This window comes from Hymenobacter sp. M1-2 (assembly GCF_057808495.1).
This window is the reverse complement of sequence record NZ_JBTYZO010000015.1, coordinates 146,262-163,026: the sequence shown is the minus strand read 5'-3', so window position 1 is coordinate 163,026 and position 16,765 is coordinate 146,262. Positions and strand designations below refer to the sequence as shown.

General features: G+C 60.7%; 14 protein-coding genes. 4 read left to right on the top strand and 10 right to left on the bottom strand.

All coding sequences use genetic code 11. The features are described 5' to 3' along the window. Window positions 1-174: 174 nt before the first annotated feature. Together ACYSMN_RS15875 and ACYSMN_RS15870 are read right to left on the bottom strand one after the other, a co-directional pair. Complete coding sequence (locus ACYSMN_RS15875) at window positions 175-1,323, bottom strand: epoxide hydrolase family protein (protein WP_488924889.1); 1,149 nt, start codon at window positions 1,321-1,323, stop codon at window positions 175-177. Between the two features lie 65 nt (window positions 1,324-1,388). After that, the gene (locus ACYSMN_RS15870; RefSeq protein WP_488924888.1) at window positions 1,389-2,528 is read right to left on the bottom strand and encodes an alpha/beta hydrolase; all 1,140 of its coding nucleotides are present in this window, start codon (window positions 2,526-2,528) and stop codon (window positions 1,389-1,391) included. 922 nt (window positions 2,529-3,450) lie between these two features. Here ACYSMN_RS15870 and ACYSMN_RS15865 point away from each other — a divergent pair. The 3 genes from ACYSMN_RS15865 (at window position 3,451) to ACYSMN_RS15855 (ending at window position 5,362) form a co-directional block, all read left to right on the top strand. After that, the gene (locus tag ACYSMN_RS15865; RefSeq protein ID WP_488924887.1) at window positions 3,451-4,035 is read left to right on the top strand and encodes a Crp/Fnr family transcriptional regulator; all 585 of its coding nucleotides are present in this window, start codon (window positions 3,451-3,453) and stop codon (window positions 4,033-4,035) included. Window positions 4,036-4,499: 464 nt separating this feature from the next. Then, entirely contained in the window at window positions 4,500-4,979 is a 480-nt protein-coding gene (locus ACYSMN_RS15860; protein ID WP_488924886.1) for a DoxX family protein, read from the top strand. Continuing rightward, window positions 4,976-5,362 carry a DMT family transporter gene (locus ACYSMN_RS15855; protein WP_488924885.1) on the top strand — a complete coding sequence of 129 codons (387 nt, stop codon included), beginning with the start codon at window positions 4,976-4,978 and terminating at the stop codon, window positions 5,360-5,362. The genes ACYSMN_RS15860 and ACYSMN_RS15855 overlap by 4 nt, the downstream gene beginning before the upstream one ends. 94 nt (window positions 5,363-5,456) lie before the next feature. Here the strand turns inward: ACYSMN_RS15855 and ACYSMN_RS15850 are convergent, their stop codons facing one another. The 8 genes from ACYSMN_RS15850 to ACYSMN_RS15815 form a co-directional block, all read right to left on the bottom strand. After that, window positions 5,457-6,383: an alpha/beta fold hydrolase gene (locus ACYSMN_RS15850; protein ID WP_488924884.1), complete on the bottom strand. Its 927-nt coding sequence runs from the start codon at window positions 6,381-6,383 to the stop codon at window positions 5,457-5,459. Between the two features lie 9 nt (window positions 6,384-6,392). Then, window positions 6,393-6,950 (bottom strand): VOC family protein, encoded by a 558-nt coding sequence (locus tag ACYSMN_RS15845; RefSeq protein WP_488924883.1) that lies wholly within the window; start codon window positions 6,948-6,950, stop codon window positions 6,393-6,395. A gap of 30 nt (window positions 6,951-6,980) precedes the next feature. Then, window positions 6,981-7,823: an SDR family NAD(P)-dependent oxidoreductase gene (locus tag ACYSMN_RS15840; RefSeq protein WP_488924882.1), complete on the bottom strand. Its 843-nt coding sequence runs from the start codon at window positions 7,821-7,823 to the stop codon at window positions 6,981-6,983. Between the two features lie 11 nt (window positions 7,824-7,834). Then, on the bottom strand, window positions 7,835-8,194 hold the full coding sequence (locus tag ACYSMN_RS15835) for a nuclear transport factor 2 family protein (protein WP_488924881.1): 360 nt from the start codon (window positions 8,192-8,194) through the stop codon (window positions 7,835-7,837). Between the two features lie 52 nt (window positions 8,195-8,246). Then, entirely contained in the window at window positions 8,247-9,056 is an 810-nt protein-coding gene (locus ACYSMN_RS15830; RefSeq protein WP_488924880.1) for an SDR family NAD(P)-dependent oxidoreductase, read from the bottom strand. A 111-nt stretch (window positions 9,057-9,167) separates the two neighbouring features. Then, complete coding sequence (locus ACYSMN_RS15825) at window positions 9,168-10,001, bottom strand: helix-turn-helix domain-containing protein (protein ID WP_488924879.1); 834 nt, start codon at window positions 9,999-10,001, stop codon at window positions 9,168-9,170. Between the two features lie 200 nt (window positions 10,002-10,201). Next, entirely contained in the window at window positions 10,202-13,465 is a 3,264-nt protein-coding gene (locus ACYSMN_RS15820; protein WP_488924878.1) for a sigma 54-interacting transcriptional regulator, read from the bottom strand. A 132-nt stretch (window positions 13,466-13,597) separates the two neighbouring features. Further along, window positions 13,598-15,748, bottom strand: coding sequence for a tetratricopeptide repeat-containing sensor histidine kinase (locus ACYSMN_RS15815; RefSeq protein WP_488924877.1), 2,151 nt, complete (start codon window positions 15,746-15,748; stop codon window positions 13,598-13,600). A gap of 515 nt (window positions 15,749-16,263) precedes the next feature. Between ACYSMN_RS15815 and ACYSMN_RS15810 the strand changes: the two genes are divergently transcribed. After that, on the top strand, window positions 16,264-16,734 hold the full coding sequence (locus tag ACYSMN_RS15810) for a nuclear transport factor 2 family protein (protein WP_488924876.1): 471 nt from the start codon (window positions 16,264-16,266) through the stop codon (window positions 16,732-16,734). Window positions 16,735-16,765: the final 31 nt, after the last annotated feature.

The following is a 16,765-nucleotide window of genomic DNA, read 5'->3' as shown; positions in this document are numbered from 1 at the left end:
GCACCTTTCGTTTTTTCTCCCGCAACATCCTCTAACCGAACTCACACCAAGCGTTTAAGACTGGGCCTGGCTACTCTTAGACCGGAAAGCTTCTTCGGTGCTCTCGTGCCGAAGGAAGTGATGCGCTTATTCCGTCTGGTGGGGGAGGTGGAGGGGTGGCCGCCCGTGTTTTGTTTATTGACCTTTACGCAGCGGCCGAAAGAAGGCGCGGATGTCTTCTGCTAGCAACTCCGGCTCCTCCCACTCGGCGAAGTGGCCACCGCGGGGCAGCTCGGTCCAGTGCTGCACGTTGTACTCGCGGGCGTGCCATTCCCGCGGGCCGTGCACCAGGTCCTTGGGCAGCATGGCCATGCCCGTGGGCTGTAGCACCGACTGCCCGGCCCGCGGCGACCAGTTATGGGCAGCTTCGTAGTATAGGCGCATCGACGAGTTGATGGTTTCAGTAACCCAGTACAGAGTTAGGTTAGTGAGGAGTTCGTCTTTGCTGAAGCGCCGCTCTACTTCGCCATCACAATCACTCCAGGCCCGAAACTTCTCCACGAGCCACGCCGCCAGCCCGGCCGGAGAATCGTTGAGGGCATAGGCCAGAGTCTGGGGCTTGGAAGAGTGTAACATGGCATACGCCATTTCCTGGGCCTGAAACTGCTGCGCTTCGGCTACAAACTCTTGTTCGGCGGGCGAGAGGTTGGTTGGCAGCGGCCCTAGAAACGGAGTAGTGCCGCTGTGATGCAAAGCCTGCACTGCCTCGGGATACGCCAGCGCCATTTCCTTGGAGATGCCGGCTCCCAGGTCGCTGGCCCGCAGCGCATAGCGGGTGTAGCCCAGGCCTTCGTACACTAGCGCGTGCAGCAGCTCGGCAATGCGCGTCAGGCCCATGCCCTTCGTAGTAGGACGGTCGGAAAACCCGTAGCCGGGCAAAGAGGGCACAATTACATCAAAGGCATCGGCGGGGTCGCCACCGTGGGCGCCGGGGTTGGTGAGAAGCGGTAGAATCTGCCGCATCTGCAAAAAGGAGCTAGGCCAGCCGTGCAACAGCACCAAGGGCAAGGGATGCGGGCCCCGGCCACGCTCGTGAATAAAATGAATGCCCACACCTTGTACTTCGGCTTGGAAGTGCGCCAACTGGTTAAGGGCCGCTTCCTGCGCCCGCCAATCGAAGCCTTGGGCCCAATAGGCTAGCAACTGCTGCACATAAGCGCGGTTGGTGCCGTAATCCCAGCCGGCTTCGGCTACCTCATCGGGCCAGCGGGTGCGCGCCAGCCGCTGACGCAGATCCAGCAATACCTCGTCGGGCACGTGAATGGAAAAGGGCGTTACGTTCATAGAAATCAACAACAGGGCGAGTAGATCCTAGTGCTGTGAACTCGTGTGGTTTCGGCGCGCAAGCGTTATTGGCCGAAAGCCTTGCGCATTTCCGTGGCAGTTTGAGCCAGGGCCTGATTGGTTTCTGGCAGCTTGCCACCCATCAAGAGGAAATCATGGAGGACGCCGGGGTAGACCGTAGCCGTGACGGGCACGCCGGCCGCCTTCAGCTTCTGAGCGTACTGCTGGCCTTCGTCGCGGTAAGGATCAAATTGGGCGTCAATAACCAGGGCTGGTGGCAGGTTCTTGAAATCCGCAGCATAAAGCGGCGACACGTAGGGTTGCTTGGGGTCTTGGCCCGCTGGCAGGTAGAGCTTGCTGAATCCTTCGTTTTCGCCGGCCTTGGTCAACCAGGGCCCCTGTGCCATTTCCCGCCACGATTCTGTGCTTAGCGTCACGTCGGTCACGGGATAGAACAACACCTGGAAACCAATTTTTGGCCCTTTTTGGTCGCGGGCGCGCTGGCTGGTAACGGCCGCCAAATTGCCGCCCACGCTGTCGCCGCCCACGGCCAGCTTGGTGCCGTCGACGCCTAGCTCCCCGGCGTTTTTTGCTACCCACTGCAAAGCGGCGTAGGCATCGTCGATCTGCGTAGGGTATTGGTGCTCGGGGGTGAGGCGGTAGGCGACGGCCACCACTACTGCGCCAGTGCGGTTGGCTAGCGCGCGCAAGGCTACGCCGTGGCTTTGCAGGCTGCCTTTATTGAAGCCGCCGCCGTGATAGTACACCAACACGGGCAGCCGGCCGGTTTTGGGGCGGTAGATGCGGACCGGCACCTCGCCGCCCGTTACTGGTACCAGACGGTCTTCTACCCGTAACACTTTTTCCGGCTGCCCCGAGAGCTTAGCAAACAAGGCATCAAAAGCCGCCCGCTTCTGCACGGGGTCGTCGGGGAAGGGGCCACCAGCCATAGCTATTTGGATTACTTGCTGCGCTTGCGGCGTGAGTTGCTCGAAAATGTTCTGCTTCGTCACCTGGTTGTTGATGACGATGTTGGTGGCGGGTGAGGCGGTGGTCATGGCCGTGGGCGGAGTGGATGAAGTGGTGGCCGGTGGGGCCGTAGCTTGGGAGTCGCGGGCGGTATTGGAGCCGCATTGTAGCAAGGTCAAGCCCAGCGTGCTGAGCAGTAGTCCGCGCCCGGCCAGAATTAGAAAAGAGTTGCGCATAGTTGATATTGTTGGTTGATGGAAAGGAAACAGGTGCAAAAGCAGGAAGCAGCTAGCGCGGCCAGTGGAGTGGTGAGCAGCTTGCTGGTGGCTGCGGCGGGGTTTCTTTCATCGTGCCGCCGCCATTGGGTAGGTGTTTCGTAGTCTTGCACTCCAGTAGGCAGGTCGGAGCCAGAAATTCGTGAAAAAGCCGATAGGGTAGTGGCTCCAAGGGCACGAATCCAATCGGCTACCCAGTCAACAACGGTTTGTAGCTGCGTTTGTAACCGCGTCTGAAGGTTGCTTCCATTGAAAAGTAGTTAGGGTCTGGACGCTATCGGTGCCAAGTCCTGTACCAATTAAGATGCGGCTCTTGGGTACTGAGTTAAAGTGCCTCAGAACCGCATTAAAACAGATTTTTACTGCCTCAACGCCTAGATTGTGTCGCTGCTAATCTCCCATATATGGTGTTTTTCCTACTCGTCCTCCTGGATATGAGAGCTGAAATCGATAGACGTTGGATAGGGTTTTGAATCGAAAGTATAAGCACCTTGGCGCTCTGGGTAACTGGTAAAACTCCCATAATTAGCCTCTGATTCATGGAGCTCACAGAATAGGTGCCGGGTGCCGCAAAGTAGCCGCTACCCGAGGCAGGTTGGCAGCAGGCTTGCAGAAGAGTTGGTACGATGCGGTTTGCATTCAGATGCTCATCTAGTTCCGAGAGCAATAACTCACTCATCTCGTCGAACCTTAAGCCCGTAGCAGTGCGGTATAAGATACTGCGTGCGCCAAGCGAGTTGTTACAATGGGATGATTATCCGGAGTTCACAGCTATTTTATGCTGAGCCGAGCAGAAGCACGGCCGCTTAGCCGGATTACGGTACAGCGCCGCTTAAACCAAGCGTAGCGGTGAACTCCTGGAAACGTCGAATATTTGTCTGCTATGCACGAATTGATTCTTGACCACGTTCGCCGCGTTGTTGATCTTACGGAGGAAGAAGCGGCCTACTTCACGTCTTTGCTCCGGTGGCGCACCCTCAAGAAGCGGCAATACTTGGTGCAAGCCGGTGAGCCAAGCAAGTACGACTCCTTCGTGACCAAAGGCTGCCTGCGGGCCACCTATACCCGTCCCGGCGGCCAGGAATATATTGTGCAGTTTGCCGTGGAAGGCTGGTGGATAGGCGATGTGGACAGCTTCCTGACCGGCGAGCCCGCTACCTACAACGTAGAAGCCTTGGAAGACTGCGAGCTGCTGCAACTGGATTCTCCTTCGCTGGAAGCGCTGTTCAAGCTCGTGCCGAAATTCGAACGGTATTTCCGTCTGATATTTCAGCGCAGCTTCGTGCACCTACAGCGCCGAGTGCTGGCCGGGTTAAGCCAAACGGCGGAAGAGCGTTATCTGGACTTTGCCCAGCAGTACCCCGAAATCCTGCGCCGCGTGCCCCAGTACCACGTGGCAGCCTACCTCGGCATGACGCCCGAGTTTCTGAGCCAGCTGCGCCAGCGCCTAACAGCCCGCAAGTCTTAAACTGGTTTAAGCAATTCGCTTAAGCTACCTCAACGCCCTTTTCTAAGCTGCTTTAAGGCCCCGCACAAGGCTTTAGGAGGACCTTTGTCATGTTCTAACCACTGCACGGCCCGAACATGAATTTGCGTAAACAAGCCTGCAATTCCCACAATCTGCTGCGCCAAGGGCGTGGCCTGGACACCCTCGGCCGATACTGCCACCAACAAATGGTCGTCCAGGAAAACGACTTAACGCTCGCTAAGGGCCAAGTGGCTAACCGCCGTCTGGAGCAAGCTTCGCACACCGCACTGGTTGGTTTTGCCGAGCCACGCGCTGGTCAGGACTGCGCCAAGACGGAACGCGTTTTACGCACCGTCGCTGGGCGTGCGTTGCGACTTTCTAGTGCGCGCGCAGCAGTAGCAGTAGGGCCTTGTCGTCAGGGGAAAACGCTACTACCATCTTTAACTACTCAACTTCTTTTTTACATGGAAACCCTTTCTGCCGCCCCTAGCCGTTCTGCCACCATCTCTTGGCTACATAGGTTGCTGCTCACTTCCGAGCACTACACGCCACTGTTCCTGCGCGTAGTACTCGGCGGCGTGATGCTGCCCCACGGCTACCTTAAGCTGATTAATTTCTCCTCAACCTTGGCCCATATGACTGCTGGCTACGGCCTGCCGCCAGTGCTGGTGTATCTGGTGACCGGCGTCGAGTTTTTCGGCGCGCTGTTATTGCTAGTGGGCCTAGGCAGCCGCGTGATGGCTGCGCTGCTAACGGCCATCATGGTAGGCGCTATTCCCTACCACTGGGCCAACGGCTTTCTCATGAACTGGTTTGGCGACAAAGCTGGGGAAGGCTACGAATACCATCTTCTAACCATCGCCATAGCCTTGGTGGTCGTGGCCGCGGGCAGTGGGGCCTGGTCCCTGGACCGCCTTCTAACCCGTAACTCCCGCACAGCATGAAAACGGCCTGGATCCTCCTGCTTCTGGCCGGGGTCGGTGAAGTCATTTGGTCGGTGGCTTTGAGCTACTCCCACGGCTTCACCCGTCTGTGGCCCTCCGTTGTCACAGTGGTGGTGATGGTGGCCAGCTTTCTACTGCTGGCCAAGGCCATGCAGACAATTCCGTTGGGCACGGCCTACGCCGTGTTCACCGGTATTGGGGCGGTGGGCGCGGCCGTATACGGAATGGCTGTTCTAGGCGAGCCTAAGACTGTGCTGCGCCTGCTGTTCCTGAGTATGCTCGTTGGCTCCATTATCGGGCTCAAACTAGTTTCCTCGTCTGTTGAGGCAGACAAGGCGAGCGTACGTGCAAGCGCAGATCTGGGGGTAAGGACCAACGTTTAAGCGCCTCATTCGCACTTACTGTCCAGCGCCCTCACCGCAACTGCATTATTTGCGTGCCCTTACCGCCGGTTTATTGCACATAAACGAAGTTGCCTCAGCCAGCTTGTTTCCCTTTTCGTTCGGGCAGTTTCTCCAGAAAAGTGGTCAGTAAGCGCAGTAGGGTTTCCGGCTGCTCGTCGGCTAGAAAGTGCCCGCACTGTGGCACGACGGCCGTGCTTACTCGGCTGGCCACAGTTTGCAACATAGCCCCGACTTTATCATTGAGGCTCAGTTCTCCACCCAGCGCCAAGATGGGTACGGTTAGCTGGTTTCCTGACTGGGCGTAGGGCTCGGTTTGCTCGGCCGTAGCAAATACTTCCCGGTACACGCCGAAGGCGCCGAGCACTCCTTGCCGGCCCCGAAAACTGCGCAGGTACTCTTCTAAGGCCGCTTCTTCGACTGAGGCGCCGCCGTCGTGGGTGTAATGCTCATAGAACCACGTCAGAAATTCTCGCTCCCGGCCTACGACTAGGCGCTCGGGCATACCTTCGGCCAAGGCCATGCCCCACCACCACAGACCGCCCTGGTGGGTGCCTTCGGGCGTGAACTGGTGCACCTGCTGCAAGTGTGCGGCCGTGAGAACCGGTTCTTCTAAGTACGCCAGGGCGCGCACCTCCTCGGGATGCTGGGTGGCGTAGAGCAAAGCCGGTGGAGCGCCCATGTCGTGGGCTACCAACGTGACGTCTTGCTGTAACCCAAGCTGTTGCAACAGGCCGCGGAAATCGGCGGCCAGAGTGCGGCCATCGTAGCCAGCGTCCGGCTTATCGGAGTCGCCGTAGCCGCGCATATCGGGGACTACTACGGTGTAGCGTTGGGCCAGCGTCGGCATGATCTTGCGCCAGCAGTACCACGTTTCGAGAAAGCCGTGCCAGAGCAGCAGCGTAGGTCCTTGGCCGCCGCGCACGTAGTGCAAGCGTACATCACCGACCTGGGTGGTGTGGCGACTGAATACGGCTGGATCGAGGTCGAGCAAATTGAACATAATGCGGTATTAAGGGTGGTATAGCCGGGCCGCAGTGCGCTGCTCGTAAGCCATGTGCTCCGGCCGGGTAATCAGCTCGAAGTACATGCCCCAAGGTGCGGTGAAGTAGGTGGTGGTCACGCTGGCCTCTTCGCCTTGGTCGGGCGCAATGGTTTCGAGCACCGTCACGCCCGGCTGGGCTTGCAGGTAGGTTTTGGCGGCTTCCAGGTCGGTGATGCGCAAGCACAAGTGCCGGCCGCCAGCGTCGCTAAGCCGCGCTGGCGTCTTTTCGCCATCGGGCGAGGTCATTTCCACTAGTTCCACATTGTTGACGGGGCCCAGCCGCAGCGTAGCTAGGCGCACCGAGGTGCGCGGGTGAACCTGCAGAATCTGCTGTAGCGAGTCCGACTTAGCATCTTCGTACGGACCCGACCGGTAAAGCAGCTCCGCGCCGAGCACGTCGGTGAAAAAGCGAATGGCCTGCTCCAAGTCGGGCACGGTGAATCCAGTATGATCGACAAACTGGGCCGACGGAATGCCGCCCTGGAAAGCAGGGGCGGGTGCGGTGGTTAGGGGTGATTCAGGCATAGTTGCGGCAAGTGAATTTGAATCAAGAATTTATTGCTCGGCGGCGGCCGTGGCGCCGGCCGCGTACACCTCGCCGCCGTCGGCCAAGACGGTGGAGCCCGTCAGGAACTGGCCCAATCCGCAGGCGGCAAACAGTACGGCGCGGGCAATGTCGTCGGCTTCGGCCAGGCGCCGGGCCGGTAGCTGGCTGGCAAACTGCTGCTCGGCCGACTGGCCCGTTTGCGCGTCCAGCTCCTGCATCACGGCCAGCATGGATGGCGTGCGCGTGAGCCCCGGCGCCACCGCTACCACCCGAATGCCGAACTGCGGCCCCCACTCGGCGGCCAGTGCGGCCGTGAGTCCGCGTACGCCCCACTTGGCGGCCACGTAGTTGGCTTGGGCTGGCACGCCGCGAAACGAGAGGCTGGAAGAAATGTTGACGATGACGCCGCCCGCATCTTGCATGCGCCGGGCCGCCGCCCGGCAGCCGTAGAAAGTGCCGGTCAGGTCGGTTTCCAGGGTGCGGTGCCACTCCGCGTCGCCCATCTCCAGGGTGGGCGTGGGCGGGTACACGCCCGCGTCATTGACCCAGATATCGAGCCGACCAAACTCCGCCAAAACCTGCTCGGCGGCTTGCTCCACGGCGGCCGAGTCGCGCACGTCGGCAACGTGGGTTCGCAAGCGGCCAGCCATACCAATCTGTAAGCGCTGGGCTACTTCGTGTACTTTCTCCTGCCGGTCCACCAGCAGCACGTCGGCGCCGGCTTCGGCCAGGCGGCGCACAATGGCTTCGCCAATGCCCTGGGCGGCGCCCGTGACCACGGCGGCTTGGCCCTTCAGCGACACCAACTCGGCGAGCGGCCGGCTGCTCAAGTCCGCAAAATGCTCCTTCATGCTGCGGCCGGTTAGCTCATGAGCGGACTCAAGTCCATGAAGAACTGCATCTTCTTGACTTGCGGGCCCGGTTCGTCGATGATGGTCGTGGCTGGCAGGTCGAACTCCTTACCGTCCTGCCGGGTGTAGTGCACCATAGCCTGGCTGATCGTGACGCCAGGCTCGACCCACACGCGCGAAATGGTGTGGCGCATCACCTTGAGCTGTTTGTAAAACTCGGTCAGTGCCTGCTCAATGGCGGGTTTGCCCGTCGCGGGCGGCTCGTTGCCGAACACAACTTGCCCGTCCTCGGCGAAGTGGGTGATGTACTCGGCGGGGTCCATGCGGTCGACCATGTGAAAAAAGTCGCGCACCCATTGTTCAGTAACCATGTGGCAAAAAGGTTAAGTGAGAAAATCAGTTGGCAGCCCTGTACAGGTGTGGTCAGGGCTGAATGGTGACGTTGGAACCGCCGTCCACGCGCAGGTTGGCGCCGTTGATGTAGCCGGCGCGGGGGCTGCAGAGGAAGGCCACGGCGTCGGCTACATCCTGCGGCTGAGCCAGGCGGCCCACGCTGTTGTCGAGCTCAGTGGCCAGCACGTGTCGTTCGATGGCGGCCCAGTCGGTGCTGCGGCCTTCTTTCTCCGCGGCCTCCGTCATGCGTTGCCGAATGGTATCGGTGACGATGATGCCGGGACTAATCACGTTCACGTTGACGCCGCGCTTGCTCAGGCGCTTGGAAAGGCTGGTGGTCAGGTTCAGCATGGCGCACTTGGCAGCCGCGTAGTCTGGCATCATGGCAAAGGGCTGGCCCGACTGCGCGCTGGCTACGTTGATGATACGGCCCCAGCCGACTTGGTCGAAGTGCGGCAGCAGCGCCCGCACCAAACGCTGTACCACCAGCACCACGCCGTCGTACATCTGCGCCCAAGCTTGGTCGTCAGTGTCGTCCCAGGTTTCGTAGTGGCCAATCAAAGCGGCGTTATTGACCAGAATATCCAGCCCGCCGAGTACGTGGCGGGCGTCGTCGGCTACTTGCTGGGCGCCAACTTGGGTGCTCAAGTCGCCGAGCACGATGTGCACTATACCACCGGCGCGGCGGATTTCGGCGGCCACGGCGTCGGCTCGCGCCTGGTCGCGCCCGTGCACTACCACGTGGGCACCTTCGGCAGCGAGAGTGCGGACAATGGCGGCGCCAGTGCCCTGCGTGGAGCCCGTGACGAGGGCCCGCTTGCCCGTGAGTTGTAAATCCATGCGGCAACAGGTTAACAAGTTGTCTTGAACCAACGAGGCCCTGGTGGGCCGAACCTAAACGGTATGAGCAGGGTGTACGCCAACCCGGATGGTGTGCTCTGTACGTTCTTGCTATTCTGCGTCGGGGCGTTGGCGGTAGCGCGTAGGCGTCAGGCCCACCACCCGGCCGAAATGGCGCACGAAGTGGCTACCATCAAAAAAGCCCACGGCCTGCGCCACCCGTCCCACGGGCAAACCGCGCAACAGTAGGCGCTTGGCCGCGTCGAGGCGCAGCTGAATCTGGTATTGGTTGGGTGCCACGCCGTAGCGGCGGGCAAAGAGCCGGCACAGATGATACTCGCTCAGGCAGGCGGCATCGGCCAGCTCGTGCAGGCTCACATCTTGCCCGATATGGGCGTGCAAGTAGTCGCGGGCGCGCTGCACGGCCGGGTGGTCATTGGCGATGCGCTCCGGCGCCAGGCGGCGCTGTACGTGGTGGCGGAGCAGCGCCGTTTGCAGAGCCAGCCACGTCACGTCGGTACTCAAGATTGGGGCCTTGGTGGCCAACTGCTGGTGCAACTGCCGCACGAGGCGGTGCAGTTCGCCATCGGTTCCGAGCAGCAGAGCAGGGAAGTAAGGCTCCTCGACGGGGCGGCCAGCCAGCTCGGCGGCTAGCGTGTGCAACGCCTGGGGCGCGAAGTACAACATACGGAAGCTCGTCTCGACTCGAAACTCGCCCTCGTCGCCGGGGCTATGCGCCTCGCCGGAGTTGATAATGGTTAAGCTGCCAGGGGCAAAGCGCTGGCGGGCACCACGATACCGGTAACTGCCGCCGCTGCCTGCGTTGAGGCAGAGTTGCAAAGCCTCGTGGGCGTGCGCAGGCAACGGCACAATAGGGCCGGGCTCGAAACGGTAATGCTCCGCGAGGAAGGATGCTTGCGCCCACGCTTGAAAGTCCGCCGTCATGCCTGCTGTCGAGTGGTTGGAAAGACAACCGGCCGCTTAGCGAATAGTTGACTTTTGGCCTATCTTCACAGTTGAGATTGGTGAGCGGTTCTTCCAACTGCGCGAGAAGGCCAGCGGCGAGGTTGCACGTTCTGGAATACGTGAGCGCGCTTGTAGACTCAAAGAAGCAGGCGTGTGGAAACAATGTCGCCTCACTGCTATCAAGGCATATACTTCTTGAGAATGCCAAGTCTTTTCATTCTGTAATCCAAAGTATTAGGTTGAATTTGCAGGATTTCGGCGGCACCACCTTTACCACGAATACGCCCTCGGCTACGTTGCAAAGCGCTTAGAATAGCTTTGCGTTCAGCTTCTGCCAAAGCAATGGGCGTGTCAATTTCCGTGTTGAGGCCCGTTGGTTGTGTCGTATGGGCCACGCCTAGCAGCTCAATACGGCCATCGGTGCACGTGATGGCCGCCCGCTCCATCACGTGCTCCAACTCCCGGATGTTGCCGGGCCAGTTGTAGGCCTGCAATTCCTGAATGGCCGGGCGGGAGATAGTCAGCTTCACACGGCCTAGTTTTTTGGTGAGTTTCTGCAGGAAATGCTGCGCGAGCAGCGGGACGTCCTCGGGCCGCTCCCGCAGCGGCGGCAGCGTGAGTGGGTACACGTTGAGGCGGTAGTACAAATCGGTGCGGAAGCGGCCGGCAGCGACTTCCGTGGCTAAATCGCGGTTGGTGGCGGCCAGGATGCGCACGTCGCAGGGAATGACCTTGTTGCCACCGAGGCGCTCAAACTCCCGCTCCTGTAACACCCGCAGCAGCTTGCCTTGCAGCTCCAACGGCAATTCCCCAATCTCGTCCAGGAAAATGGTGCTTTGGTGAGCCAGCTCGAACTTGCCGATGCGCCGGTCGTGGGCGCCCGTGAAGGCGCCGCGCTCGTGCCCAAACAGCTCCGATTCGATTAGCTGGGCTGGTAAGGCGGCACAATTCAGCTTGATGAGCGGCCGGCCATGACGCGGGGACAAACTATGCAGCGCTCTTGCCACCAACTCTTTGCCGGTGCCCGTTTCGCCCAGAATCAACACGGTCGCGTCAGTAGGAGCTACTTGCCTGACTTTGGTGAAGATGGCCTCAATGGCCGGGCTTGTGCCAACTATTTCTTTGAAATTGTACTGATTTTCAACCTCTTGAGTGAGATAGGTGTTTTCCTGCCGCAGCTTTTCGCTCAACGCCTCGATCTGCTCGAACGCCAAGAGCTTGTCCAGGGCCACGGCCACCGTGACGCCCAGCTTCTGTAGCAATTGCAGGTGCTCCGGGTGGTAGGCGGTGGGGTGCTTGCTGTAGAGAATCAGCTGAAGAGAAGCGCCGCGGCTCAGCGGCAAGGGCAGCGCCACTACGGCACGAAGCCCGTAGCTGCGGGTCAGGATTTGCAACAACTCGTTGTGAGTGCAGAAGCTGGTGAGTTGAGGACTATTCAGTAGTAAAGCTTCAGTTAGTGTGCCGGAGGCCTGTTGCAACTGTGCCCAGCGGAGCGCTGTGAGGCCGGTGCGCGTCAATACGTCGTCCGTGCGGAGTACATGGTAGGCAGCGGAACTGGTGCGGGAGATGCTGTAGTGGTGTTTGGATGTACCAGCCGTTTCCAGCGTTATGGTAGCAAAATCAATTGGTACGTGTGGGTGCAGGGCGCGCACGGTTTGTAACAACCGTTCCTCCCACGTTTGGCCGTGCGTCAAGGCATCTACCACTGCTAGCTGCAAGGCGTTTTCGGCTTCGCGGCCGCCAATCTCGTCGTTAGCGGCTTGCAAAGCGGCGTTCAGCTCGGTTAGTTCCGCAGTGCGCTCTTGAGCCAGACGGTTACGTTCTTCCAGCACGGCGTTGTGTTGGGCTTGCTCGGCTAACTGCGTCAGGCGGATGGCTAGCGTGGCGTGGTGGGCCAAGGCGCGGGCCAGCTCAATGTGTTCGGCGCTGTAGTCGCGGACATGCTTGCTGCGGGAGCTGACGTAGCCTAGCAGCTGGTCGCCGAGAAATAGCGGCACCATCAGCAAGAGCTCCACACCCAGCCCCAGTAGATGCTCGCGGTAGGGTGCATAGCCGGGCGAGGTGGCAATTTCGTGGGCGTCGTGCAGTAGCACTTCGTGGGCCCTGAGCTGCGGTAAGTACTGTTCGTCCCAGGTGCGGGCCACGGCGGTAGGGGAGGTCCACTGCGGCGAAATATCGGTGGCGCGCTGAATCCGGCCGGCTTCGTAGCTCAGGTAGAAAACTGACGTTTGGTGGGCGGCATCGTAAAGCCACACGCCGCCCGAATCGTTGCCCAGCTGCTCCGTAATGGCCCGCAGCACGTAGCCCAGGTAGTTTTCCCATACCGGCTCGGAGCTGAGCAGTTCGATGTTCTTGACCAGCGTTTCGGTCTGTCCGCGGGCGAGCTGCTCGGCGCGCTGGCGCTCCGTTATCTCCACACGCAGGGCTTCATTGATGCCGGTTAGTTCGGCGGCCCGCTGCTGCTCGGCGCGCAGCAGGGCTTGCTCTTTGGCCCGGATTTCCTCGTTGGCCCGGATGTTGGCTACTGCCACGGCCAGCTGGTCGGCCACGGCTTGGTACAGGCGCAGCTGCCCGGCCGAAAACGCCACCGGCGCGTCGAAATGCACATTGAAGGTGCCGATTACTTCGTTGCCGTAGCGCAAGGGGCTGTGCAGTGCTTGGCGGAAACCCAGCCGCTCCCACAGCCGCGCGCTCAGCCGGTTGACTTCGTGCTCCGTTTCAATAGCGGCCCAATCTTCGGCCCGAAATACCAAGGCTTCCTGGCTGGCCAAAATAGTTTGCTGAATGCCGGCTACGGGCAGGCCGTGGCGGTACGGGCGTGGGCTTTGGTCGTCGGGCAGCAACTCGTGGTTGGTGTTGAAAAACAGGTAGAGTTTCTGATCCTCGGGATTGAGCACGGCCAGGTTGGCGTGCTGGTTGAAGCCAAACACCGGTTGCACTTTCTCGAAAATGAAGCGCAGCAGCTCGTCCCGGTCATGAATGGTGGCAATGGCTTCGATGACCGACAGCAGCGTGGCTTTTTCCTGGTCTTGTTGGGCTAGGCGCTCGTAGGCGTGCTTGTGCAGGGCCACTTCCACGGTGGCGTGCAAGTCGGCTTTGCGCACTGGTTTGGTGAGGTAGCCGTAGGGTTGAGTGGCCTTGGCTTGATCGAGTACGGCCGCCTCGGTGTGCGAGGTCAGGAACACAAAAGGCACATCGAGGGCGCGCAGGTGGGTGGCCACGGCGAGGCCGTCGCGGGTGTCGTCGAGCCCGATGTCGAGCAGAACCAGATCGGGCCGCTGCTGGCGCAAGTGTTCCTCGGCTTCCTGGCGGGTGTGCGCCACGCCGGTTACTGCGTAGCCCAGTTCGCGCAACAAGCCACCCAGCTCCCGGGCCAGCAAGAATTCATCCTCGACTACGAGGATGGTAGGGGCGGATGGTAGCGGAGAAAAAGGAGAATACATGGAAAGAGAATGGTAAGAAAAGTTGCCTCAGGGGCTCTGGCTCATCCTTAAAATGAGAGTGCTGTCAAATGTCGAAACGCACTATTTCCTGGCGGACGTCGGGCAGCACGTACGGCGGACCGGGAACGGGGCTTATGAGGCCTGCGCCAATGCCAACGGCGGCGCAGCAGGCACTTTAGGCCGCGGCATGTGCAGATCAAACCGGCAGCCATCGGCATTCACGAAAGCGACCTGGCCGCGCAACTGCCGCGCCAGCCCGCGCACGATGGTAAAGCCAAAGGTACTCGCCGAAACCTCGGCCGCGGCTGAAGATAACCCCACGCCGTCGTCGGCGATGGTGAGGCGCAGCTCGTCGGCTTGCGCGGCCAACTGCACGCGCACCGTGCCGCGGCGGCCGTTGGGGAAGGCGTATTTTAGGGCGTTGGTGATGACTTCGTTCACGATCAAACCCAGCGGCAGGGCCACGGCAATGGGCACGGTGACGTCGGCCAAGTCGGCCTCCACGCGCACCCGGCCGGGCTCGGCCAGGGATTGTTCCAGGTTGCCAATCAGGCTCAGCAGATAGGTGGACAGAGGCACCTGCACGGCGTTGCCGGATTGGTAAAGCTGCTCGTGCAGCAGGCTCACGGCCTCCAGCCGGTGCAGGCTTTCTTCCAGGATGCCGGCCGCTTGGCCATCGGGCAGGTCCTGGGTTTGGGAGGCGAGCAGGCTACGGACGATGTTGAGGCTGTTTTTGGTGCGGTGGTGCAGTTCCTGCATCAGAAACTCCTTTTCCTGCAACAACTCCCGCAGGCGGTCCTGCGTTTGCGTCAGATCTAAGTTTTTCTGCTCGATTTCGGCTTTCTGCGTCTCCGTCACGCGCTGCGCCCGGCGCTTTAGCCGGTAACGGTTATAAAACAGCGCGGCCAGGACGCCCAGCAGCCCCACGCCCGCCAACGCGCCGAACAGACCCGCGCGTTGCCGTTCGTTTTGCAGGTGCTGAATCTGGCTTTGCTGCTGCAACGTCACGATTTGCCGCTGCTTGCGTTCAGCGCCGTACTTGGTTTCCAGTTCCGTCAACTGCTGCTGCTTGCGGCTGCCGAAGATGCTGTCGTTCAGGTCGCGGTAGCGCTGGTAGTGCGGCAAGGCGGCGGCAAAACGGCTGCGCAGGGAATCCAGCCGGAACAGATGGTGGTGAGCGGCGGCCAACGCGTCTTGGGTGCGGGTGCGTCGGGCCAACGCCAGGGCTTGGCGTAGCGGCGGCTCGGCTTGGGCGTATTGGCCGGTGCGCAGGTAGGTTTCGCCAATCAGGTTGTAGGTCGTCGCCAAGTTTACGGGCTCGTCCAACTGCCGCTGGTGGGCGGCGGCGCGGGCGAAATAAGCCAGGGCTGCGCGCGGCTGGTTCTGGTCGCGGCGCAGCAGGCCGAGGTTGGCATAAATGCCGGCTGCGCTGCTGGAGTCGGCTAGCTCGTTGGCCAGGCGTAGGGCCCGGCTGAGTTGCGTTTGGGCCTGCGGGAAGTGGCCCTGCTGGCGGTATATGTTGCCGAGGTTGGTGTAAGCGCCTTCCAGGTTGAGCTTGTCGCCGAGCTTTTCGAAGACGGCAATGCCTTGCACCAGGGTCCGGGCAGCTTTGTCGAACTGCTTGAGTCGCTCGTAGGTCAGGCCTAAATCCAGGTAGCACGCGGCAACGCGGGTGGAGTCATTGAGCTGCTCGGACTGCGCCAGCGCCCGCAAATAGTCCTCAACCGCCTCGGTGTACAGGCCCTGCACCACATGAATCTGGCCAAGATAAAAGTGCGCCAGGGCCACGCCGCGCGGATAGTTGCCGCGCTGGCTGCTGGTCAGCGCCCGCCCCACGTACGTTTTGGCCTTATCGAATTGCCCCAGGTACTGGTAGGCGTAGGAGAGGGCCGTGTAAGTCTTGCTGGCCTCGATGAAGTCCCGCTCCCGCTCAAACAGCGCGGCGGCCTGTTGGTAGTGGCGGATGCTTTCGGGGTACTGGCCGGCCATCAAGTGCACGTTGCCCACCAGCCGCGTGCCCGTGGCCACGGCCCGCGGCTGGTGCAGTCGTTGGGCCAGCGCCACGGCTTCGGTGGCTGGCTTTTCGGCCGCTTGGGGCTTGGTCTGCAAGTAGACTTTGGCTAGTTCCAGCAACAGCGACACCCGCGCCGTGTCGGGCGGGGCTTGCTGGAGCCGACGCAGCAAGTCGGCGGTTTTGGTGGCCGAGTCTTGGGCTAATGCGCTTCGTGGCGAGCCGAGCAGACTGGCCAGTATGATGAGGAGAGGAGCTAGGAGGCGTTTCATGACTGGGCATTTAGGTGCGGCAATTCTTGATGCCGCGCATTCATATCTGGATGCACGGCCGACAACGAGCCTCGAAAAACCAGCCAACTCGCCAGGAGCTCACGCAGCCCGGCGACCAACGGCAGCCACCCGGCGGGGTAGCTTCGACGCATTTGGTACTTCCTACCAACACCCTACCAGCTCCACAAACCCTCGCATTCGTGCCAAAGTGGAGCTGGCATACCAACCAAGCAACTCCGATATCCTAAATGTTTGACTTGGGCCTCGGAGAACTCAAAATATTTTGAGTTTGAACCAAGCCGGCCGCTGCTGCTGAGTACCCATCAGCGAAGCAAAAAGGAGCTATTTCAGCCTGTAGAAGCGGTTTTGCGAGGTAGATGAACCCGTCGTGCAGTACTTGGCCGCACGTTGGCAAAAGGGGAGGCGCAGCAGTTCGGACAAAGCAGCTGAGCACTTCAGCCACTGCGCCAACATCCGAAACCGCCTGTCCATCTCCCATCCCTACCTCGTCAATCATGGAAGCCACGACCCTCTCCCAGACCACCACCTTACAGGAGCTCACCGACCGCGAAGCCCTGCGCGAGCTGCGGGCCAAGTTTTCCCGCGCCCTCGACACCAACGACTGGCCGCTGCTGGAAAGCTTACTGCTCGATGAAATCGACATCGACTACCACGCCTTCGGCGTGCCGGCCACCCGCGCCACCAAGTCCGAATTTTCGGGCTTTTTCAAGCAGTGGTACCGCCGCCCCGGCCTCGTGAAGCAGCACCTGCTCACCAACATGATCATCGCCCTCGACGGCGACCGGGCCACGGCCACCTCCGAACTATTGGGCCAGTACCACCTGCCCGGCTTCGAAGGCGGCGAAGACTTCACGGCCCGCGGCCACTACCACGACTCCTTTGTCCGCGTGGGCGACCGGTGGCTGTTCAGTGGCATTCAGGTGGGCGTACGCTTCATTACCGGCAATCCGGGCATGGCCTCGTAGGAAGCCGATTTTCTCGCTTCAACCTGATCAG

Excerpts from the sequence above, each read along its gene's own strand:
- ACYSMN_RS15850 (WP_488924884.1), bottom strand. The coding sequence starts at position 6,383 with ATGTTCAATTTGCTCGACCTCGATCCAGCCGTATTCAGTCGCCACACC.
- ACYSMN_RS15860 (WP_488924886.1), top strand. The coding sequence starts at position 4,500 with ATGGAAACCCTTTCTGCCGCCCCTAGCCGTTCTGCCACCATCTCTTGG.
- ACYSMN_RS15870 (WP_488924888.1), bottom strand. The coding sequence starts at position 2,528 with ATGCGCAACTCTTTTCTAATTCTGGCCGGGCGCGGACTACTGCTCAGC.
- ACYSMN_RS15875 (WP_488924889.1), bottom strand. The coding sequence starts at position 1,323 with ATGAACGTAACGCCCTTTTCCATTCACGTGCCCGACGAGGTATTGCTG.
- ACYSMN_RS15810 (WP_488924876.1), top strand. The coding sequence starts at position 16,264 with ATGGAAGCCACGACCCTCTCCCAGACCACCACCTTACAGGAGCTCACC.
- ACYSMN_RS15820 (WP_488924878.1), bottom strand. The coding sequence starts at position 13,465 with ATGTATTCTCCTTTTTCTCCGCTACCATCCGCCCCTACCATCCTCGTA.
- ACYSMN_RS15830 (WP_488924880.1), bottom strand. The coding sequence starts at position 9,056 with ATGGATTTACAACTCACGGGCAAGCGGGCCCTCGTCACGGGCTCCACG.
- ACYSMN_RS15815 (WP_488924877.1), bottom strand. The coding sequence starts at position 15,748 with ATGAAACGCCTCCTAGCTCCTCTCCTCATCATACTGGCCAGTCTGCTC.
- ACYSMN_RS15865 (WP_488924887.1), top strand. The coding sequence starts at position 3,451 with ATGCACGAATTGATTCTTGACCACGTTCGCCGCGTTGTTGATCTTACG.
- ACYSMN_RS15825 (WP_488924879.1), bottom strand. The coding sequence starts at position 10,001 with ATGACGGCGGACTTTCAAGCGTGGGCGCAAGCATCCTTCCTCGCGGAG.
- ACYSMN_RS15855 (WP_488924885.1), top strand. The coding sequence starts at position 4,976 with ATGAAAACGGCCTGGATCCTCCTGCTTCTGGCCGGGGTCGGTGAAGTC.
- ACYSMN_RS15840 (WP_488924882.1), bottom strand. The coding sequence starts at position 7,823 with ATGAAGGAGCATTTTGCGGACTTGAGCAGCCGGCCGCTCGCCGAGTTG.
- ACYSMN_RS15845 (WP_488924883.1), bottom strand. The coding sequence starts at position 6,950 with ATGCCTGAATCACCCCTAACCACCGCACCCGCCCCTGCTTTCCAGGGC.
- ACYSMN_RS15835 (WP_488924881.1), bottom strand. The coding sequence starts at position 8,194 with ATGGTTACTGAACAATGGGTGCGCGACTTTTTTCACATGGTCGACCGC.